The sequence below is a fragment of the Nodularia chucula CCY0103 genome (assembly GCF_963923915.1).
Taxonomy (GTDB): Bacteria; Cyanobacteriota; Cyanobacteriia; order Cyanobacteriales; family Nostocaceae; genus Nodularia; species Nodularia chucula.
The window spans coordinates 1-19,035 of the sequence record NZ_CAWUOL010000093.1 but is presented as its reverse complement, the minus strand read 5'-3'; the positions used below and the strand labels follow the sequence as shown (position 1 = coordinate 19,035).

The 19,035-nt window shown below is 42.8% G+C and carries 17 protein-coding genes and 3 tRNA genes; 10 read left to right on the top strand and 10 right to left on the bottom strand.

What is annotated here, in order from left to right; all coding sequences use genetic code 11:
* Positions 1 to 244 precede the first annotated feature (244 nt).
* Positions 245 to 451: a hypothetical protein gene (locus ACM0OP_RS19870; RefSeq protein WP_414530149.1), complete on the top strand. Its 207-nt coding sequence runs from the start codon at positions 245 to 247 to the stop codon at positions 449 to 451.
* Here ACM0OP_RS19870 and ACM0OP_RS19865 read toward each other — a convergent pair whose 3' ends face one another.
* Both ACM0OP_RS19865 and ACM0OP_RS19860 read right to left on the bottom strand, forming a co-directional pair.
* A complete protein-coding gene (locus ACM0OP_RS19865) occupies positions 452 to 1,237 on the bottom strand; it encodes a TrmH family RNA methyltransferase (RefSeq protein ID WP_414530148.1) in 786 nt (261 codons plus the stop codon). It lies immediately after the preceding gene.
* 40 nt (positions 1,238 to 1,277) lie between these two features.
* Positions 1,278 to 1,359: transfer RNA gene (locus ACM0OP_RS19860), tRNA-Leu, on the bottom strand.
* Positions 1,360 to 1,628: 269 nt separating this feature from the next.
* Here ACM0OP_RS19860 and murA point away from each other — a divergent pair.
* Both murA and ACM0OP_RS19850 read left to right on the top strand, forming a co-directional pair.
* On the top strand, positions 1,629 to 3,002 hold the full coding sequence (murA, locus tag ACM0OP_RS19855) for a UDP-N-acetylglucosamine 1-carboxyvinyltransferase (RefSeq protein WP_414530151.1): 1,374 nt from the start codon (positions 1,629 to 1,631) through the stop codon (positions 3,000 to 3,002).
* 135 nt (positions 3,003 to 3,137) lie between these two features.
* On the top strand, positions 3,138 to 4,013 hold the full coding sequence (locus ACM0OP_RS19850; protein WP_414530147.1) for a M48 family metallopeptidase: 876 nt from the start codon (positions 3,138 to 3,140) through the stop codon (positions 4,011 to 4,013).
* A 267-nt stretch (positions 4,014 to 4,280) separates the two neighbouring features.
* On the opposite strand, the gene ACM0OP_RS19845 is transcribed toward ACM0OP_RS19850, so the two are convergent.
* A tRNA-Leu gene (locus ACM0OP_RS19845) sits at positions 4,281 to 4,364 on the bottom strand.
* Between the two features lie 194 nt (positions 4,365 to 4,558).
* On the opposite strand from ACM0OP_RS19845, the gene ACM0OP_RS19840 reads away from it, so the two are divergent.
* Positions 4,559 to 4,630 (top strand) — tRNA-Gln (locus tag ACM0OP_RS19840).
* A gap of 79 nt (positions 4,631 to 4,709) precedes the next feature.
* Here ACM0OP_RS19840 and ACM0OP_RS19835 read toward each other — a convergent pair.
* Entirely contained in the window at positions 4,710 to 5,189 is a 480-nt protein-coding gene (locus ACM0OP_RS19835; RefSeq protein WP_414530146.1) for a hypothetical protein, read from the bottom strand.
* Positions 5,190 to 5,393: 204 nt separating this feature from the next.
* Here ACM0OP_RS19835 and ACM0OP_RS19830 point away from each other — a divergent pair, with 204 nt between their 5' ends.
* Positions 5,394 to 6,710: a hypothetical protein gene (locus tag ACM0OP_RS19830; protein WP_414530145.1), complete on the top strand. Its 1,317-nt coding sequence runs from the start codon at positions 5,394 to 5,396 to the stop codon at positions 6,708 to 6,710.
* Positions 6,711 to 6,792: 82 nt separating this feature from the next.
* Here the strand turns inward: ACM0OP_RS19830 and ACM0OP_RS19825 are convergent, their stop codons facing one another.
* The 3 genes from ACM0OP_RS19825 to ACM0OP_RS19815 all read right to left on the bottom strand — a co-directional run bounded on the left by ACM0OP_RS19825 (position 6,793) and on the right by ACM0OP_RS19815 (position 12,078).
* Positions 6,793 to 7,938, bottom strand: coding sequence for a SpoIID/LytB domain-containing protein (locus tag ACM0OP_RS19825; RefSeq protein WP_414530144.1), 1,146 nt, complete (start codon positions 7,936 to 7,938; stop codon positions 6,793 to 6,795).
* A 321-nt stretch (positions 7,939 to 8,259) separates the two neighbouring features.
* A complete protein-coding gene (locus ACM0OP_RS19820; protein WP_414530143.1) occupies positions 8,260 to 10,461 on the bottom strand; it encodes a GumC family protein in 2,202 nt (733 codons plus the stop codon).
* A gap of 654 nt (positions 10,462 to 11,115) precedes the next feature.
* Positions 11,116 to 12,078, bottom strand: coding sequence for a ribonuclease Z (locus tag ACM0OP_RS19815; protein WP_414530142.1), 963 nt, complete (start codon positions 12,076 to 12,078; stop codon positions 11,116 to 11,118).
* A 142-nt stretch (positions 12,079 to 12,220) separates the two neighbouring features.
* Between ACM0OP_RS19815 and ACM0OP_RS19810 the strand changes: the two genes are divergently transcribed.
* Both ACM0OP_RS19810 and ACM0OP_RS19805 read left to right on the top strand, forming a co-directional pair.
* Positions 12,221 to 13,474, top strand: coding sequence for an RNA-guided endonuclease InsQ/TnpB family protein (locus ACM0OP_RS19810; protein ID WP_414530141.1), 1,254 nt, complete (start codon positions 12,221 to 12,223; stop codon positions 13,472 to 13,474).
* 163 nt (positions 13,475 to 13,637) lie between these two features.
* Complete coding sequence (locus tag ACM0OP_RS19805) at positions 13,638 to 15,248, top strand: RluA family pseudouridine synthase (protein WP_414530140.1); 1,611 nt, start codon at positions 13,638 to 13,640, stop codon at positions 15,246 to 15,248.
* On the opposite strand, the gene ACM0OP_RS19800 is transcribed toward ACM0OP_RS19805, so the two are convergent.
* Together ACM0OP_RS19800 and ACM0OP_RS19795 are read right to left on the bottom strand one after the other, a co-directional pair.
* The gene (locus ACM0OP_RS19800; RefSeq protein ID WP_414530139.1) at positions 15,245 to 15,718 is read right to left on the bottom strand and encodes a thiol-disulfide oxidoreductase DCC family protein; all 474 of its coding nucleotides are present in this window, start codon (positions 15,716 to 15,718) and stop codon (positions 15,245 to 15,247) included. The two genes, ACM0OP_RS19805 and ACM0OP_RS19800, sit on opposite strands and share 4 nt — an antisense overlap.
* 73 nt (positions 15,719 to 15,791) lie before the next feature.
* Positions 15,792 to 15,944: a hypothetical protein gene (locus ACM0OP_RS19795; RefSeq protein WP_414530138.1), complete on the bottom strand. Its 153-nt coding sequence runs from the start codon at positions 15,942 to 15,944 to the stop codon at positions 15,792 to 15,794.
* 118 nt (positions 15,945 to 16,062) lie between these two features.
* On the opposite strand from ACM0OP_RS19795, the gene speB reads away from it, so the two are divergent.
* Positions 16,063 to 17,115: an agmatinase SpeB gene (speB, locus tag ACM0OP_RS19790; protein ID WP_414530137.1), complete on the top strand. Its 1,053-nt coding sequence runs from the start codon at positions 16,063 to 16,065 to the stop codon at positions 17,113 to 17,115.
* Here speB and ACM0OP_RS19785 read toward each other — a convergent pair.
* On the bottom strand, positions 17,112 to 17,939 hold the full coding sequence (locus ACM0OP_RS19785) for a M90 family metallopeptidase (RefSeq protein ID WP_414530150.1): 828 nt from the start codon (positions 17,937 to 17,939) through the stop codon (positions 17,112 to 17,114). The genes speB and ACM0OP_RS19785 overlap by 4 nt on opposite strands.
* 160 nt (positions 17,940 to 18,099) lie before the next feature.
* Here ACM0OP_RS19785 and ACM0OP_RS19780 point away from each other — a divergent pair, with 160 nt between their 5' ends.
* Both ACM0OP_RS19780 and ACM0OP_RS19775 read left to right on the top strand, forming a co-directional pair.
* Positions 18,100 to 18,663, top strand: coding sequence for a Uma2 family endonuclease (locus ACM0OP_RS19780; RefSeq protein ID WP_414530136.1), 564 nt, complete (start codon positions 18,100 to 18,102; stop codon positions 18,661 to 18,663).
* Positions 18,642 to 18,968, top strand: coding sequence for a type II toxin-antitoxin system RelN family antitoxin (locus tag ACM0OP_RS19775; RefSeq protein ID WP_414530135.1), 327 nt, complete (start codon positions 18,642 to 18,644; stop codon positions 18,966 to 18,968). Before ACM0OP_RS19780 ends, ACM0OP_RS19775 begins: the two co-directional genes overlap by 22 nt.
* Positions 18,969 to 19,035 lie beyond the last annotated feature (67 nt).

The window sequence follows — 19,035 nt, the reverse complement described above, 5'->3', positions numbered from 1 at the left end:
TTGCTGATTAGGCAAGTCCTCTTGTCAACAGGGTTTGAGATGCGCTGACCCTGTACTCCCTACTCCCTAGCTATATCAGGAAATTAGAGGCGGGTTATGGGAACTAAACTTGCCGTCCAGATGTTTAATGTATAGAGTTAATACAGTGTTATTGGCTATTTGCCCCTATAAACAAAATTTGCATATATAAAAATAGCCATCAAAATTCCGCTACTAATTTAGGATTTTCCAATCAATATTTATTATGGAGCAAAATCAGGATTCAGACCGTCGCGCCGCAGATCAAAAGTTTCAGGAATCCCTAGAGCAATTAGAGGATATTTTGCAAAAAAAATCTCCAGAGGAATCAAAGAAAGCAAAACTTGCAGATACGACAGAGATTGATTTAGCAGAATTTGAGGATGCTGTTGCTGATATTGAAGCATATTTTGACCAAAAAGAAAAAGAGTAATCAAGCAGAATTACTGATTTGTCGTTGAGCTTCGTATAACATTAAAGCAGCTGCGATCGCCACATTCAAAGACTCTACACCTGGATTTAGAGGTATTTTTACCTGCTGATCAGCCATATTAGCTAAATCAGGGGACAAACCAGCACCTTCATTACCCAATAAAATTAAACTGGGTTTGCGCCAGTCCACATCCCAGTAAGTTAAATTAGCCGTCGGTAAAGTTGCTACCACCTGCATTCCGGATTCCTGACTTTGTTTAACTATTGCTTTTAAATCTGCACTCACTGCTGTAGCGACACGAAACCACTGTCCCGCCGAAGCGCGCAAAACTTTAGGGCTATCGACATCAACACTATCTTCACTCAGCCATAACCCCGTTGCGCCAGTAGCCGCAGCAGTGCGAATTATTGTCCCCAAATTACCCGGATCTTGGATAGTTTCCAGTGCTAGAACCAAACCAGTTAAAGGGACTTGAGTTGAATTACCCATGCGTTTAGCGGTAGCAATTACACCATCTGGTTGCACTGTGGTGGCGATCGCCGCTAAAATTTCCTTACTAACAATTTCTACCCTTTCACTCTGGCTACAAGCAGTTTCCCACAATAACGGGTGGCTGATTTGCCATTCCGGAGTACAACAAACTGTCACCAGGGGATAATTCACCACACAAGCCTCTTGCAACAGGTGCGTACCTTCCAGTAAACATAATTGCTGCTGATGACGCTCTTTCCTAGAGTGCAGCTTGCGGATTTGTTTGACTAAAGAATTTTGCAGACTAGTTAACACAATAGGGGATTACTGATTTTCCACTGATCCCAAAATAATATGCGGAACCCGGGACTTGAACCCGGAAGCCTTGCGGCACTAGAACCTGAATCTAGCGCGTCTGCCAATTCCGCCAGTTCCGCTTGCAATTATTTTCATCGACAGCTTACTATTATTACTTAAATATTTATCTTTGTCAACTGCCATGCCGCAAAGATTCCCTGATCCGCTTGTAGGATCTTTTGGCTACAATTGTTAAATGCTGAGGGATAACCGCTTCCATGCTCCCATTGAAGTAAGAAGTAAATGTCTAGATTTATCTAGCTTTTATATAGCAGAAACCAACTCTTTACTGTAGAATCAAAACCAACTTCTAACCTATAAAAGTAAGTATTTTTTTGGAGGTAGGCTTATTAATCCTTCTAGCAGCTTACCAGATGCTAAACTAACTCCGGAAGCAGACTCCTCAGTCTTGCAAATATGGGGTGGGCATCCTCTGCAAGGTCATGTAAAAATCAGTGGGGCTAAAAACTCCGCACTGGTAATCATGGCTGGCTCCTTGCTGTGTTCAGGCGATTGTCGCATCCGCAACGTTCCCTTATTGGCAGACGTAGAGCGGATGAGTCAGGTTTTATCAGCGTTAGGTATTCGCCTCACCAGAGAAGGCGACACATTAGATATCAACGCCAGCGAAATCACCACATCAAAAGCTCCTTACGAACTAGTTACCCAATTAAGAGCAAGTTTTTTTGCTATTGGGGCAATTTTAGCCCGGTTAGGAGTAGCACAAATGCCATTACCAGGTGGTTGCGCCATTGGAGCTAGGCCAGTTGATTTGCACGTCCGAGGACTGCAAGCAATGGGCGCTGAAGTGCAGATTGAACATGGCATTTGTAACGCCTATATTCCAGGTAGTAGCGGCAGATTACAAGGAGCCAAAATCTACCTAGATAGCCCCAGCGTCGGTGCAACAGAAACATTAATGATGGCCGCCACCCTCGCAGATGGTGAAACCATTCTCGAAAACGCTGCACGGGAGCCAGAAGTGGTTGATTTAGCCAATTTCTGCAACGCAATGGGAGCCAAGATTCAAGGTGCAGGCAGCAGTCAGATTACCATTGTGGGTGTTCCCAAACTGCATTCTGTGGACTACAGCATTATTCCAGACCGCATCGAAGCCGGAACCTTTTTAGTCGCTGGAGCCATAACTCGTTCAGAAATTAGTCTCTCACCAGTGTTACCAAACCACTTAATCCCAATCATTGCTAAACTACGGGAAATTGGTTTAACAATTATTGAGGAGACACCAGAATGCTTACGTATTCTCCCAGCAGCACATCTGAGAGCCAGCGATATTGAAACCTTACCTCATCCTGGTTTTCCCACAGATATGCAAGCCCCATTTATGTCCTTACTAGCTGTGGCAGAAGGTGACAGCCTGATTAATGAATCTGTCTTTGAAAATCGCCTGCGTCATGCCTCCGAGTTAAATCGCTTGGGAGCAGACATTCGCGTTAAAGGTAATGCTGCCTTCGTGCGGGGAGTCCCGAAGTTATCCGGCGCACCAGTGATAGGCACAGATTTACGGGCTTCAGCCGCCTTAGTTATAGCCGGACTCGCAGCCGAAGGAGAAACCATATTTCAGGGATTACACCATCTGGATCGGGGCTATGATCGTATTGATCTCAAATTACAGCAACTAGGAGCAAAAATTCTGCGCCTGGGTGATGTGCCAGCAGATACAGCATCTCATACTAGTAATTCTCAAGCGGTAATTTCCAGCTAGTTTGGGGACTAGGGACTGGGGACTGGGGACTGAGGGAGGAGGCCGGGTTCCCAATCACCAATCATGGGGAACTCAGCACTCGTTATAATAGGTTTGAGAGGTTGTGGATACTTTGTTTTTCCAGGTTGCTATATTATGTCATTGTTAAAAAATCCGCTCATCGGTTTAAAAGCTGACTCATTTCGTCATCCATTAGACCTACAAGCCACGACATCTCTCAAGCAGATACCAGGGCTGGATATGATGGTGCGAAATTGGCTCGGCCCAATGGCAGAACAGGTATTTTATGTGGAAAATATCGCCTCCAGTGTGCTGGTGGGTGAAAAACAACTACCTGATTTACATAACCTATTGCTAGAAGCCTGCAAAATCCTGGATATAGAGCCTCCCCAGTTGTATATCCGCCAACATCCAGCTCCTAATGCCTATACCTTTGCGATGCGAGGTAAGCAACCTTTTATTGTCATGCATACCTCCTTAGTTGATATGCTCACACCAGAGGAAATACAGGCAGTCATAGCCCATGAATTAGGGCATCTCAAGTGTGACCATAGTGTTTATTTAACACCTGTGAATCTCTTGGTTTTAGCTGCGGCAATTGTACCTAACGTGGGTACTTTTATCGCCCAAGCTATACAAACACAACTATTAGAATGGGTACGCTGTGCTGAGTTTACCTGCGATCGCGCCGCATTACTAGCTACTCAAGACCCCAAAGTTGTAATGTCGGTATTAATGAAGCTAGCCGGTGGTTCACCTACCCTCGCCCCCCAACTCAATTTAGATGCTTTTATCGCCCAAGCTCGTGCTTACGATGATATTAGTAAAACCGAACTGGGTGAAATGGTCAAAGAAGCGCGGACATCCCAATTAACTCATCCAGTCCCCGTACTCAGAGCTAGAGAAATTGACCGTTGGGCTAGTACCACCGAATATCAAGCTTTATTGCAAGGTAACGGACTCAATTCTACAAATGAAATTGCATCCCAGGGTAAGTGGCGTAATTGGTAGAATTTGTCCCCCGAAAACAAAAAAGGGGGAAGATTTTTTTCTTCCCCCTGGCGATAATTTTTGTTGTTGTTTGGGTTGTCAGCTTGTTTGAGCTTTTGGCGTAACATCTGCTTTTGCTTTTTCAATTGCCGCTTTCTGGCTGAACCACCTCTACCTTTATCGTTTCTCCCTTCTCTACGGGGGGATTCCCATCTTTTTAGTTGCATAGTCTTAGTGTTTTACTAGGGTATATGGCAAATTTAACATATACATTTTCAGTTTTTTAAATGGGCAGGAGGAGAATCGAACTCCTATGACCGCAAGGCCGCCACATTTTGAGTGTGGTGCGTCTACCAATTTCGCCACCCGCCCTTGGGTGTAATTTAATCATTATATCCTATTTAAATCAATTTGCAACCAGTAAATAGAAAATTTTGTCTAAGTGAAAATTCACCCGCTCACCAAATAATAGTGTCAAAATGGAGTGAAATTATTTTTTCTAAATTTCTGCTCCAGGTACTTGACATTACCCCGGTAGAACCTGTTATATTATTTAAGTCAAACGTTGGGGCGTAGCCAAGTGGTAAGGCAGCGGGTTTTGGTCCCGCCATCCCTAGGTTCGAATCCTAGCGCCCCAGTTAAAATATTACAGCCGAGACAAATTAAGTTTATGGCTAGTAATAGATATGATTTTACAAATATAAACATTTTCTAAAATTATTTTTCAGGAGATTTTAAAGCCTGATCTAATATTTGCCGTGCTTGTTCTGCTTTAGTTCGGGCTTCTTGGTAACGCAAATTAGCTTGAGCAAAATTTTTCAAGACTTTAAATCCTTCCTTGAGACGAGCAATTTCCTCTTCAGTTACAGGATTATCTAAAAACAAAATATCAACGGCCTGGCGAATTTCTAATGCTTCAGCCCTTGTTTCTTGCACTTTCAGTTTGAGAGTAGCGAGATTATTCAAAATTTGCACAGCTTGTGTAATGTTGTCCTCACCACTAGTAGAACTATGAGCAGGTTCTTTAACCTCAATTAATTGTTGAGGGCCAAATCCTTCTTCCAGTTCTGTGGTTAACTTCCCAGCATCCATTAATTCCATCAGCTGATCCATAGCTTTCTCACGGGCTTTAGCTGAATCTTTTCCAGAAACGGTGAGCATAATTTCTGGGCTTTGAGCGAGAGTATATTGAACCATATTTAGAACTGAAAAATTGCTAATTAACCAAGCCAAGCTCAATAATCATAACATGAGAGAAGTGGCACTAAAAGCTACAGTCATTAGTCATTGGTCATTGTGAAGTTACCATCTTCTTCCCCCCACACCTCCCACACTCCCTAGCTAAAATAAAACTTTATACTGAAGAAAGATTCAACTAAATTTTAACAGGAGGGAAGAGTAGTGACTCCCAATCCTACCATTATGCAAGCTGTGGAAAAACTGGGCTACCGAGTTACGGTTGGCGATGTATCAAGTCATGCTGGCTTGAATGTCGCTGAGGCGGGACAAGGGTTATTGGCTCTGGCTTCTGATGCTGGCGGACATTTACAAGTAGCGGAAACAGGTGATATTGTTTACCAATTTCCGCGAAATTTCCGCGAAGTTTTACGTAATAAATATTTTCAGATGCGGCTGCGGGAATGGTGGAATAAGGTCTGGGAAGTTCTTTTCTACCTGATTCGGATTTCTTTTGCTGTTTTCTTGATTCTTTCCATTGCCCTGATAACTATTACCATATTTATCATTATTACTGCCGCCAATTCAGACCGGAATGGTAACAATAGAAGTAGCAGTTCTAGGGATGGTGGGTTATTCTTTTTCCCTTTTCCAGATTTATTTTGGTTTTTTAGTCCCAATTATCGCGATCGCCAGCAACAACGCCAGTATCAAAGACATTCCCAAAGAAGCCAAGAAAGTGATTTGAACTTTTTTGAGGCTGTGTTTTCTTTCTTGTTTGGCGATGGTAATCCTAATGCCAATTTAGAAGAACGCCGATGGCAAGAAGTTGGGGCTGTAATTCAGAATAATCAGGGTGCGGTGGTAGCAGAACAAGTTGCACCATATCTAGATAACCTTGGGGAAAGTTATACGCAAGAGTATGAAGATTATATGCTGCCTGTGCTAATGCGATTTAATGGCAAACCAGAGGTAAGTCCGGAAGGGCAGATTGTCTATTATTTCCCTGAGTTGCAGGTGAAGGCTAGCAAAACACGCCATCAGTCAGTTTCAACATATTTAGAGGAATTTCCTTGGCGTTTTAGTGCGGCTAGTTCAGGACAGGTGATGCTGGCGGCTGGTTTGGGTGTACTCAATTTTGTGGGTGCTTTAATTTTAGGGGTGTTGATAGCTGATGGTACAGCAGCTGCTCAATTGGGTGGATTAGTGGTTTTTGTGCAAGGGATTTATTGGCTGCTGTGGGGTTATGGTGCTGGTTTCTTGGGTGTCCCGTTGGTGCGTTATTTTTGGATTCAGTGGCGGAATAAAAAACTGGCTGCACGTAACCGCGATCGCCTGTCCCGATCTAGACTATTAGCAAACCCAGATGACGGTTTACAGAGAAAGATTAATTACGCACAGCAGTTTGCGACAGAAAAGGTCATCGGTAGCGAAGATTTAGTATATTCCAGTGAAACTGACTTAATAGATCAAGAAATTGAACGTTCTGCTCAAATTGATGCTGAATGGCAAAGGCGTTTGCAAGAAGGAAGCGGGGAGTAGAGGTAGGAGGGGGGCAGGGTGCAGGGTGCAGGGGGGAAAATTCCCAATACCCAGTCCCTAATACCCAATCCCCAATCCCCAATTATTTGGTTGTGATTGGTGTGAGAGCTACTCCTTGGTAGTAATGTCCTAAAATTTGCAGGTGGTTGGCTCCTTGTCGAGCTAAATTATACGCCCCCCATTGGCTCATTCCTAAGCCATGACCGAAACCTAGTCCTTGTAGTACGAAGTTACCATCTGCGGCTCTAGTGATATTAAAGCGGGTGCTTCTGAGTCTGAGTGCAGTACGCACTTGTTCACCTTTTAGGACTCTTGTACCTTGGTCACCGACAATTCTAAGAGCTTTAACGCTGCGGAAAGGGGAGTGAGCCTCTGCTACCATCTCTTTAACGTTACCTACACCAGAAATTCTGGAGCTAATATCATTAGGGGAGAAGGTTCTTTCCCAGTTACAGGCGCTGATATTTTGATCGTAGTCTTGAACGGCACGCAGGTAGGCGAGGGGATTTCCCCACACATCTTCGACGTTTTCTGTATGTCCTCCAGAACAGGCATGGAAGACTGAGAGAATAATTTGATTGTTATGGGTGAGGACTTGTCCGGCGGTAGAATCAACTGCGGCGTAAATTGAGGGAGATTCGCTGACCACTCCTTTGTAAATTTGCCAACGGTCGGGACTAGCGCCTAAGTCGTAAGTGGGATGGTTACGCTGTTCGTTGCGTTTGTATAGGGCGTAGGTGCGAGCTGCGATCGCCTGGGCTTTGAGGGCTTCTTGAGGCCATCCAGAGTCCATTTCGCCACCGATGACGCTGTAGAGATATTCTTCTAAATCTACCCAGTTGACGACATCTAAACCTTGATCTGTGGGAATAACTAGGGTGCGTCCACGATACCAGCGATCGCCAATATAAACAAATCCATCACCTGTAGGTTCAATCCAAAATAAACCAGATTGCCACCTATCCAAAGCTACACCACCGGGTATAGTTTGGGCATTAAATGAACTCATTGCCGGCAATTGTCCCAGAGTCCGGCCTGTACTATCTTTAACAACCGCAGTTGTGGAACTGCCAACTTTCACCTGATTAACTCCCCTCTCAATAGCCACGCGCAGGATTACAGACGCTTGAGCTGGGGCTACTAAAGCCAGCCAGAAAAAGATACCTATCCACCAATGACGTACTTTGATCTGGGAAAATAAAGAACCTAATAACAGTTGAAATTTCATACTGATGATTTAAATCACGTTTAGTATCTGTTTAATGCTCTGGATGATAGTGTCTACCACCTAAGATGAGACACTTATCAACCCTGGGAAGTTGCCGCTTCCTCCCCATTATGCGATCAGTATGAAAAATCAGCTCATTGAATAGGGAGTAGGGAGTGGGGACTAGGTATTGGGTATTGGGTATTGGGGACTAGGTATTGGGACTAGGAACTTTTCCCCCCTGCACCCTGCACCCCTCTGCACCCCTGCCTCTTCCCCCCACACTTCCCACACTCCCCACACTCCCCACACCCCTGCCTCTTCTCCCTGCCCCTGGTGGTTTTACCCTTGAGAGTTACTCACATCGTTAGCAATAACTCCCACGAGATTTAATTCGCTCAAAATTTCTAGAGCTTGGATTAATTCCTTGGGAGTAACTTTACCCATACGTCCCACCATGACAGTTGCTTGAGAGTATGAAGCCAAAATTCGGGTATCTACTGTACCTAAAATCGGGGGAGCATCGATTAGCACTAAATCATAGGTTTCTTCAAACAACTTGATCAGTTCTGCCATTCGTCCTTGGCTCAGGAGCTTAATTGTGTCTTCTGGTGTGGGGCCAGCCGTCAAAATATCAATGGAAGGGTGAATGGGTTGGATATAATTTTGAACTTGAGTATTGGCTTCATCGATTAATAACAAAGATAGTCCCCAATCATTAGACAGTTGCAAGTTTTTGTGTAGGTAAGGATTCTGCAAATTAGCATCAATTAATAGCACGCGCTGATGTCTCCGGGCTGCACTAGCCGCTAACCCCAGGGCTACGGTTGTTTTACCTTCTCTAGATAGTGCTGAAGTTAATAGCAGGGATTTGAAGGGGTAAGGATGCTTGAATATTTGAAGGTTTTGGTAGATGATATTGAGACTTTCGTGACAAGGTAGCCAGGTACTAGTTTCTACCAGGGAAAAAGCTGTATTTCGCTGTTTACGCCGGAACCACATAGGTAAACGGGGTTTGAAACTATGGGCTGGTAATTTTGGTACAGATCCCAATAATCTTACTTGGCTGAGTTTCTGTAATTCATGTGCGGAATAAATGGTGTAATTTAAAATTCCCCAACCCAAGGCCACTGCAATGCCTAATATGGGACTAACTACAACTCCTGCGAGTAAAAGTATGGATTTGGGGTTAGTTGTCGCTGTTCCTAAACCTGGTTCTTCTAATACTTGCCAATCAAACCCTCCCTGAGAAATCTTTAATCCTAAATATTGTTGTGTTTGGAGTAATTGCTCTAGAATTTTGCGTTGAGTTTCTACTGCTGGTAGTAAGCGGTTATACTCAGCTATGATCTGAGGATATTGGCTCAGTTGAGAAGTTAGTTGCTTTTCGGACTCAGATAAACTGTTTTGATGAGCAGTGAGTCCTTTCAGCATTGTTTGCGCTTGGATAAATTCTTGTACCAGCCTGGGGTCAACTTGTGCTGTTTGCTGGGAAAGGGATGGCAAGTTTCTGGTATTACTAGCATTTGTAGCTTTTTCCCCTAGTAATTTTTTCAGTTCTTGCTGTAATAAGGTTTTTTGACTCTGGTGTTGTTCTTTCAGTTGTTGGACTATTGGTGACTCGTCTGTGTAGCGCATTTTCTCTGTGGCGATCGCAATTTCAGTCCTTTCAACTTCACTTAATAGGGATTGATAACGATTTGACTGATTTAAACGAGAAGCGATTTCTGCATCCTGGGATAAGTCAGCTATTTTTTGTTCCAGGTTATCGTATCGGGCTTCTACATCTTTGATTTGGGCGCGAGTGGTTTTTTGCTGTGTCTGAATTGCGGCAATAGATTCTAGCAGAATTTTACTTTGTACTGCTGGATCAACTATATTGTGTTTCTTGCGAAAATCTTCTAAGTCTTCCTCGGCTTGATTCAGGTCTTGTTTAATCTGGGGTAAGCGGGTGCTAACAAAAGTTAGTCCTTGCTTAAGTCTTTCTTGTTGTTGCTCTAGATTATATTCCTGATATACTTGCAGTAAAGCTTCCAACACTCTTTGTGTTTTTACGGGGTCTTGATCATGAAATGAGACTTCAAATATTTGGCTAGGAATTTGATTAATTCCATCTCTATTTTGTAACTGCTGCACTACCAAAGGTGAGTTTTGGTTGTTCTGACTACCCTGAATGTCTTCTACGGTAATACCTGGATAGTCGGGACGCAAAATATCTACAGCTTTTTGGATTAATTTAGAACTCACCATCAATTTAATCTGGGCGCTGTAGTCAAATACTGGCAGGTTTGGTTGAGTTAATTCACTGTTTACACTTAAAGGACTATTATTTAATTTGACACCTCCATATAAATTGGAGTTTACTAGCATCTGCATTGTACTGCGGTAATTTGTCTTGGTATTGGTTGCCAAAAAGCCCGTGATTGCGATAAACAAGCAAGAAATACCTAAGCACAAAAAGCGTTGTCGAAGTAAAATTTGAGGTATTCTTCTGACATCAACTGTGTTTATTGAAGAGTGATGAACCAGTTTGTTATGATTCATACTTGTGTTACCCACTATCAAATTCCTCTAATATCTAAATTCAGAAACGCTATATATGAAAGTTTATGAGAACATTACGAACAACTGATTGATTTTCACCCTATAGACCAAACATAATACTAAATGTTTTATCGGTTGATTATAAAGAGTTTGTACAACTAAATAAATAGTTATTCTTGTTACTAAAATTAAGTATTATTTTTTATAAAATATGCTAAGTATTATATTTTTTATCGGAAATCTACAGCATGAAAAAATACTGATACTATAAATAAAAATACTGCTATATTCAATTAATTTAGTTAGCTATTCAAGGTTTTGCTAGGACTACACCAAGCTGACGCAGATAATCATTACAGAGATAGAGGATATTTTTTGAATTTAGTGGGATAGGATGAATACATAATCTAATTTATCCAGTAACGCAAAATTTGGGATGAATTGTTACTGGATAACTAATATTGAATATTGGAATTAAAGTTTGTGTGAAATTAGAAAATATTTTCCTGTTTGTAATATTGCCACCACCAATGTGGGGACTGGGTATTGGGTATTGGGTATTGGGGATTAGGTATTGGGGATTAGGTATTGGGAATTTCCCCCCCTGCACCCTGCACCCCTGCCTCTTCCACCCACACCTCCCACAGTTCCCAGTTATTTACTGGCGTGGTTCTCCAATTCTGCTTCCCGTCGTCTGGGTACACTATAAGCCATGAAGTCATAAGCCATATCTGTTTTGGGAAAAATTGCCCTGGCTTCATGAAGTAAGTCTTTTAGTTCTATACTGTTTCCCGGAGCATAGCGGGGACTGAAATGAGTCATAATTAACCGATGCGCCCCAGCTACTAGGGCGGTTTGTGCGGCCATTGTGCTGGTGGAATGCAATCGTTGAAAGGCTAATTCTGCATCTTGATGGGCAAAGGTAGCTTCATGTATCAACACATCGGCATCTTGTGCTAGTTCTACTGCACCATCGGAATAAATGGTATCTGTACAATAGGCGATCTTCCGGCCAATTTCTGTGGGACCAGATAATTCTTGACCGTTGATGACTCTCCCGTCAGGAAGTTTGACGGTTTGACCATTCTTGAGTTGACCGTATATCGGCCCGGATGGAATTTGCAAGGCTTGGGCTTTTTCTATATCAAAGCGTCCTGGTCGGTCTTTTTCGGCGATGCGATAACCAAAGGCTGTAATGCGGTGATGTAGAGGGGTACAGCTAACGGTAAATTCATTGTCTTCATAAATGATTCCGGGATGGACAACATGAACTTTTACTGGGTAGGAAAAGTGTGTGTGTGAGTAACGTATACCGGCTTGGATATATTCATTTAGTCCTGGCGGTCCGTAGAGATCAACTCGTTGGACGTTACCTGCTAACCCGCAACTAGCTAGCAATCCCATTAAGCCAAAAATATGGTCGCCGTGCAGATGGGTGATGAAGATTCGGGATAGTTGACTCATTTTTAGGTCACTCCGCAATAGTTGATGCTGAGTACCTTCGCCACAGTCGAATAACCACAGTTCTGCTCTTTGGGGTAGTCTTAGCGCTATGCTGGAAACATTGCGCGATCGCGTGGGTACACCGGAACTCGTCCCTAAAAATGTGATCTGCACAGCGTTTTTTGGCCTTCCTTTTACTGAATTTTATACTTGTTATCGAATAATTGGGTTGAAAACCCCGTGCTGCCAGCACGGCTTTAATTTACTAGAGAAAATAGTGCTAGTAAATATGTGGTATAAGAGTGAAATGCTAACCATGAATTACCGCTATCGAATCTACCCAACTATCACCCAAGAACAGACACTTCTTGAGTGGATGGATATTTGTCGCGTTGCCTACAACTATGGGTTGCGGGAAATTAAGGACTGGTGTAATAGTCGTAAATGCATGGTTGACAGATGTTCGATTAGTCATGAATATATCATAGCTGCGGACGTTCCTTTCCCTAGCGAAGTGCGCCAGCTTAATGCTTTGCCAAAAGCTAAAAAAGTATTTTCCCGATTAAGCGAAGTACCAAGTCAGGTTTTGCAGCAAACACTCAAACAATTGCACCGAGCATGGGAGGGATTTCAGAAAGTTGGGCATGGGTTTCCCAGATTTAAAAAATTTGGGCAGTTCAAGTCTTTGCTGTTCCCTCAGTTTAAACAGAACCCGGTGCAAGGAGTACATATTGCACTGCCTAAACTGGGACTGATTCCAATTAACTTGCATCGCCCAATTCCAAATGGATTTGTAGTTAAACAAGTTCGGATAATTAACAAAGCCAATGTTTGGTACGCTTCTATCAACATCCAATGTGATGTTAATATTCCCAGTCCTATGCCGCATGGTCATCCCATTGGGGTAGATGTAGGACTGGAAAAGTTTTTAGCAACCAGTGATGGTGTTCTCGTCAAATCGCCCAAATTCCTGAAAGTGATGCAACGCAGGCTGTCTCGGAAAAAGAAGCGCTCTAAAAATTACGAGAAACAACGCATCAAGGTTGCTAGACTTCACCACAGGATTGATAACACCCGCAAAGATTACCATTTCAAACAAGCTCATGCTCTTTGTGATGCTGGTGATATGGTCTTCATGGAAGATTTAGATTACCGGACTTTGGCAAAAGGAATGCTTGGGTTACAGATGCTTGACGCTGGGTTTGGACAATTCCGAACCATCACCAAGTACGTGTGTTGGAAACGTGGTAAATTCTTTGCTGAAGTTAGCGCTAGGGGAACTTCTCAAGAGTGTCCTGAATGTGGTGCAGAAGTTAGAAAAGACTTGAGCGTTAGAGTGCATCATTGCCCTAGTTGCAATTACACGACTGATAGAGATGTTGCTAGTGGTCAAGTCATTAGAAACAGAGGAATTAAATTAATTAGTACCGATGGGCAATCGGGAATCCAAAACGCCTATGCAGACGGTTTGCCGGGGACTGAAGAAATTCAGTCTAGGTCAAAGTCGAAAACCCGTAAGACTGGCATTGAGCGCAGTCGAAAGGAAGCAACTAGGAAAACTAAGAAGTGATTCTTAGTAGCTCCGTACCTTTAGGTCGGAGTCATGTCACATTGGCACGGTTGTTGAGTAATAAGATTGATTGAACCGCCAAGTCGCCAAGTTCGCCAAGTTCGCCAAGGGAGGAAAGGAGAATTTTTGGCTAGTATTTGGGTGTGGGTTGATGGGTGACTCAATGGTTAGTTATTGGTATGAAGGGCGTTGTCCGGAAAGTGGTGCGCTGTTGAGATTACCTCGCACTGCTTTTGTGGAGGCGATCGCTCGTGATTTAATGGGCGAATTGGCTACCGATGGGGTTTATAATCGGGAGGGCAAGATGTATGGTGTTTTGCTGGTGGAGTTGCCTAGTGGGGAAAGGCAAGTTTTTAAAGCATTTTCTGGTCTTCTTAATGGTTGTAGTGTAGTTGAGGGTTGGGTTCCGCCGATTCCCGGACGTGAGGATGTAGCCGGGGAGGAAAGCCAGACTTTAGCTGCACTGGAGGCTATTAAGCAGGAATTGATTACTCTCCAGAAACTCCCGGAACGAGTTCAGTATCAAGTTATATCTGATGAGTTTGAGCAGCAGTTGCAAGTAATGAGCCAAGTCCATCGCACTTGCAAACAGGAACGTGAGGCTAAACGTCAGTTATTTTACGATAGTCTCTCTGGGGAAGCACTGAGTATTGCTTTGGAAAAACTCCAGGAGGAAAGCCGTCAGCAGGGAATTGAACGCCGCAAACTTAAAGCTCAACAAAATACGGTGTTGCAACCTTTACAAATATCAATTTCAGCCGCAGACCAACGGATACAGGAACTTAAACAACGGCGTAAAGCACTGTCTCGCCAGTTACAGGCGCAAATGCACCAGGCTTATTCCCTGATGAATTTTTTGGGAATGTCGGTATCGTTGCAACAATTGATGCCAGCAGGGTCTATACCTACGGGAACTGGTGATTGTTGTGCGCCGAAATTACTCCACTATGCAGCGCAGCATGGATTCAAACCCTTGGCGATGGCGGAGTTTTGGTGGGGAGGAAATTCAGAAAATCAGGAGAAAGTACAGGGGGAATTTTACCCAGCCTGTGTTGAGCGTTGTCAGCCGTTAATGGGGTTTTTGCTTTCGGGGTTAAAATCTCAGTTTGCAGCACCTTCTAGGGGAAGGGAAGGCAGTTGCAGGGAATTAACGGTTATTTATGAAGATGAATGGCTGATTGCTGTGAATAAACCCTCTGGGTTACTTTCGGTTCCTGGTCGTTATCTGGATACTCAAGATAGTGTTCTCAGTCGTTGGCGTTATTGCTTCCCAGATGATGGGGAAATGATGACGGTACATCGATTAGATCAGGAAACTTCAGGTATTTTAGTTTTAACACGCAATAGCCAAACCCATCGCCAACTGAGCCAGCAATTTCAGCAACGACAAATTCATAAGGTTTATGAAGCTATCCTTGCAGGTGAAATCACAGAGGAAGAAGGTGTGATTGACTTACCTTTATGGGGAAATCCGCAAAATCGCCCTTATCAAGAAGTGAATAGGGAATATGGTAAACCCAGCATTACTCAATTTCGGGTGATGGGGAGGTTGGGAAACTACACCCGTGTTGAGTTTATCCCGCTCACAGGACGCACCCACCAATTGAGAGTTCATGCTGCTGATCAGGGAGGATTAGGAGTAACTATTTTAGGCGATCGCCTTTATGGATGCAATGCTGTTGCTAGTCGGTTACATTTACACGCTAGAGAATTGCGCTTTGAACATCCCCAGCTAGGAAAAACTCTGCATTTACACACAGAAACACCGTTTTAATCCATGCGACAGCGCCCCTCGATGTTACATCTCTGCTGACGTTGGGAAATAATAGTTGTCAAATTCGGTCTTCCGGTGAGAGGGAGTCGCCATTCAGCCCAAATTCCATAAATAAAATCTGCGATCGCCCCGAAAATTGGTAACTTAGTAATGGCATAAACCCAACCCATTCCCAGAGTTTCATAAACGCAACGAAAAACCGCCACATTTTGAATTAGCGTCCCATCTGGTAACACGCCATGAATCCGCCCCATAGCCGTTTCAAAGTCAACCCCACCATGTTCTTCCGGGATGTAATCATCATCCGCAATGTCTACAAACATCACTAAACCTCGACCACCATCCCGTTTTTGCAAAAACTTGACTTCTCGCATACACAAAGGGCATTCACCATCATACAGCAGCTTAATTTTCCATGCAGGTTCAGTCACTTGATCGCAGGAGTTAAATTGTTGATTAGCTAAAGACATAATTTAAAACAATTGATTTTTTAAATCCCACATTCTGCTTCCATTCCAAAGTGGCAGTTTGTGATCATAAATATTATCGCCGTTTTTCACCATCTTTGGGAATGCTAGATGACATATATTCAAGAAGCAACATTAACCCGATTTCCCCACTCCTCAGATGAAGCATGGAATAACTATCAACAATAGGTATATCAGCGCAATTTTGACCAAATAGCCGGGTTGTCATAGTTACTGCACAAAAGGCGGGATGCGATCGCCACAATACTCATACAATATTCATCTACGCCCATTTTTTAGTTAGGATATTTGGGTATAGATCAAAGCTTACCCGTCCATCTAAAACAATGACTACTCAACAACCAGACTACAATCCCAGTGGCGTAGGTGAAATTAATGGCAACATCTTCGGTTTACCATGCGATTATGAGTCTGCAAACTTGATTGTCATTGCTGTACCTTGGGAAGTGACCGTCTCCTATAATGCGGGTACAGCGAACGGACCACAGCAGATTTTGGATGCTTCCATTCAACTAGATTTATTCGATTTCGATCATCCTGATGGCTGGAAACAAGGAATTTTTATGATAGAAATTCCCCAGGATATTTTAGAAAAAAATGCACATTATCGAACCTTAGCCGCCAAAATTATAGAACGACTCGCACAAGGTCAACCACTGACAGATACACCCGATTTAACCCCTGTACTCCAAGAAATTAATCAAGCTGGTGAACAGGTGAATCAATGGCTGTTTGCACAATGTCAAGCAGCAATGAACAAAGGTAAGCGTGTTGCAGTTATTGGTGGTGATCACAGTGTACCATTAGGTTACTTCCAAGCATTAGCCACTAAATATCCCAATTACGGCATTTTACATATTGATGCCCACGCAGATTTACGCGATGCTTATGAAGGGTTTGAATTTTCCCATGCTTCCATTATGTTTAATGGACTGAAAATTCCGCAGATATCCAAATTGGTACAGGTAGGTGTCCGTGATATTTGTCATGAAGAAGTAAAAATGATTGACGAATCAAATCAGCGCATTATCCCTTACTATGACCCCATGATTAAACAAAAGCTTTACGCTGGGAGCATTTGGATTGATTTATGCCGAGAAATTATCAGTCATTTACCGGAATATGTTTATATTAGCTTTGATGTGGATGGACTTGACCCCAAACTCTGCCCGAATACGGGTACTCCGGTTCCTGGAGGGTTAGAATTAGAGCAAACTTTTTGTTTATTCCGCGAATTGGTAAAAAGCGATAGGAAAATTATCGGTTTTGATGTCTGCGAAGTTGGTGATGGTGAGTGGGATGCTAATGTGGGCGGGAGAATTGTTTATAAACTGGCGAATTTAATGGATTTATCCCAAATAAACGCTAATAATATTTAATCAGTCCAGTGAATGGGGTTTAATTGATAATAGCGTTGTAATTGCTCATAAAGTTGTGGATGGTGTTTTTGCAACTGGCGCGGTTTTTCATAGAATGTCTCCGTAGCTACGGCAAAAAACTCGGCGGGATTAGTTGTACCATAGCCATCCATCACAGTTTTGACTTTTCTCGGAATATCATGACAAAGTTTTTCATATTCTGCTGTCATCACCTGCGCCCACACCGGATAATCTGCATGAAGCGGTAAAATAGGTACACCGTTAGCAGTTCCATCTTCTTGATCTAACTGATGGGCAAATTCGTGTAGTACAACATTATGTCCATCCTGCCAGTTAGCAGTATCTTTTTGTACATTTTCCCAAGATAATATTACTTGTCCTTGAGTCCATGATTCCCCCAATCGCGCCTCCCGTCTTTCTTCAACTACATAATTGCCAGTATCAATGGTTTCATTCACAAAATATGTACTGGGGTAAATTAAAATAGAATGCAGTTTTGGGAAGTATTTTCCCCGTTCGTTGAGTAAAAGTAAACAAGCCATAGCAGCAATAGTTACTTTCATTTCTAGGGTGACTTCTAAACCTGCACAACCAATGAATTGCTTTTCTGCTAAAAATACTTGAATATGTCCCAGAAGTCTCCGACGTTCATCAGGTGAAAGTTGCAGATATATAGGCAAATGATTTTCAATTATAGCAGTCCACAGTGGGGGGAAAGGACGACGTTTAATTTGATTATGGCGCTGTTTCACAATAATGGGACTGGCTAAAATACCAATCACAATTACGCCGATAATTATCAAAACAGCAATGATTTCCACTATTGATTAGTAATTACAACAGTTTTAATGTATGTATATTATACTTTAATTTTCAGTATCTCTGCTTGGTTGTAAAAAGTAATCATGCGATCGCCCCAACTCCACAATCATCATAAAGACGATAAAATACGGATACAGAGGCAATTACACCGAACCCCAGGCGATGAAAACAGCAATTTCTCCATCCCTCACCCTCGCAGAGTTCCTCAAACTGCCAGAAACTCAGCCAGCCAGTGAATTTGTTGCTGGTCAAATTTACCAAAAACCCATGCCTCAAGGCAAACACTCCCGCTTGCAATTCAAGTTCTGTGATGCTGTCAATCAAGTTGCAGAAACACCAAAAATTGCGATCGCCTTTCCGGAGTTACGCTGTACATTTGGTGAACGTTCAATTGTGCCGGATGCTACTGTATTCAGTTGGGAAAGAGTCCCTTTTGAGGCTGATGGGGAAGTACCTAATGCCTTTGAAATTTATCCCGACTGGACTATAGAAATTCTCTCACCTAATCAGAGAGCCACTAAAGTTATTAGTAATATTTTACACTGCCTGAGATATGGTACTCAGCTAGGATGGTTAATTGATCCAGAGGAGAGATTAATTTTAGCATTTATTCCTGGTCAAGAACCGATGGAATTTACAGGTGGCGATCGCTTGCCGATACCGAAATTTTTACCCCTAGATTTGACAGTTGATCAGGTGTTTGGGTGGCTGAAAGCAGGGCGATAATTCTGCAAATTGATCCTAGACTGGAAAAAGCAAATCTCACTGTCAAAGCAATGAAAGCAATTGAAGTCATGGCTACTGTAGATGAGCAGGGTCAACTATCCTTAGATTTACCCTTAAGTGTAGACAAGTACAGCCGTGTTAGAGTAATTATACTTGTTTCTGAAGAAGCTGAACAACAAAGTTGCCAAGAGGATAAGGAAATATCCGAATCTGCCATTGAAAGTTTTCGCCAAGGTTGGCATGATGCTATGACAGGAAACACGTTACCTGTTTCTCAACTTTGGGAAGGGATTGATGCAGAATGACTCACCTTTAATTCAATACGGTTCAGTTAAGGCTGAAAGTCGTGTAAATTAAGCATTGTCCCAAGAA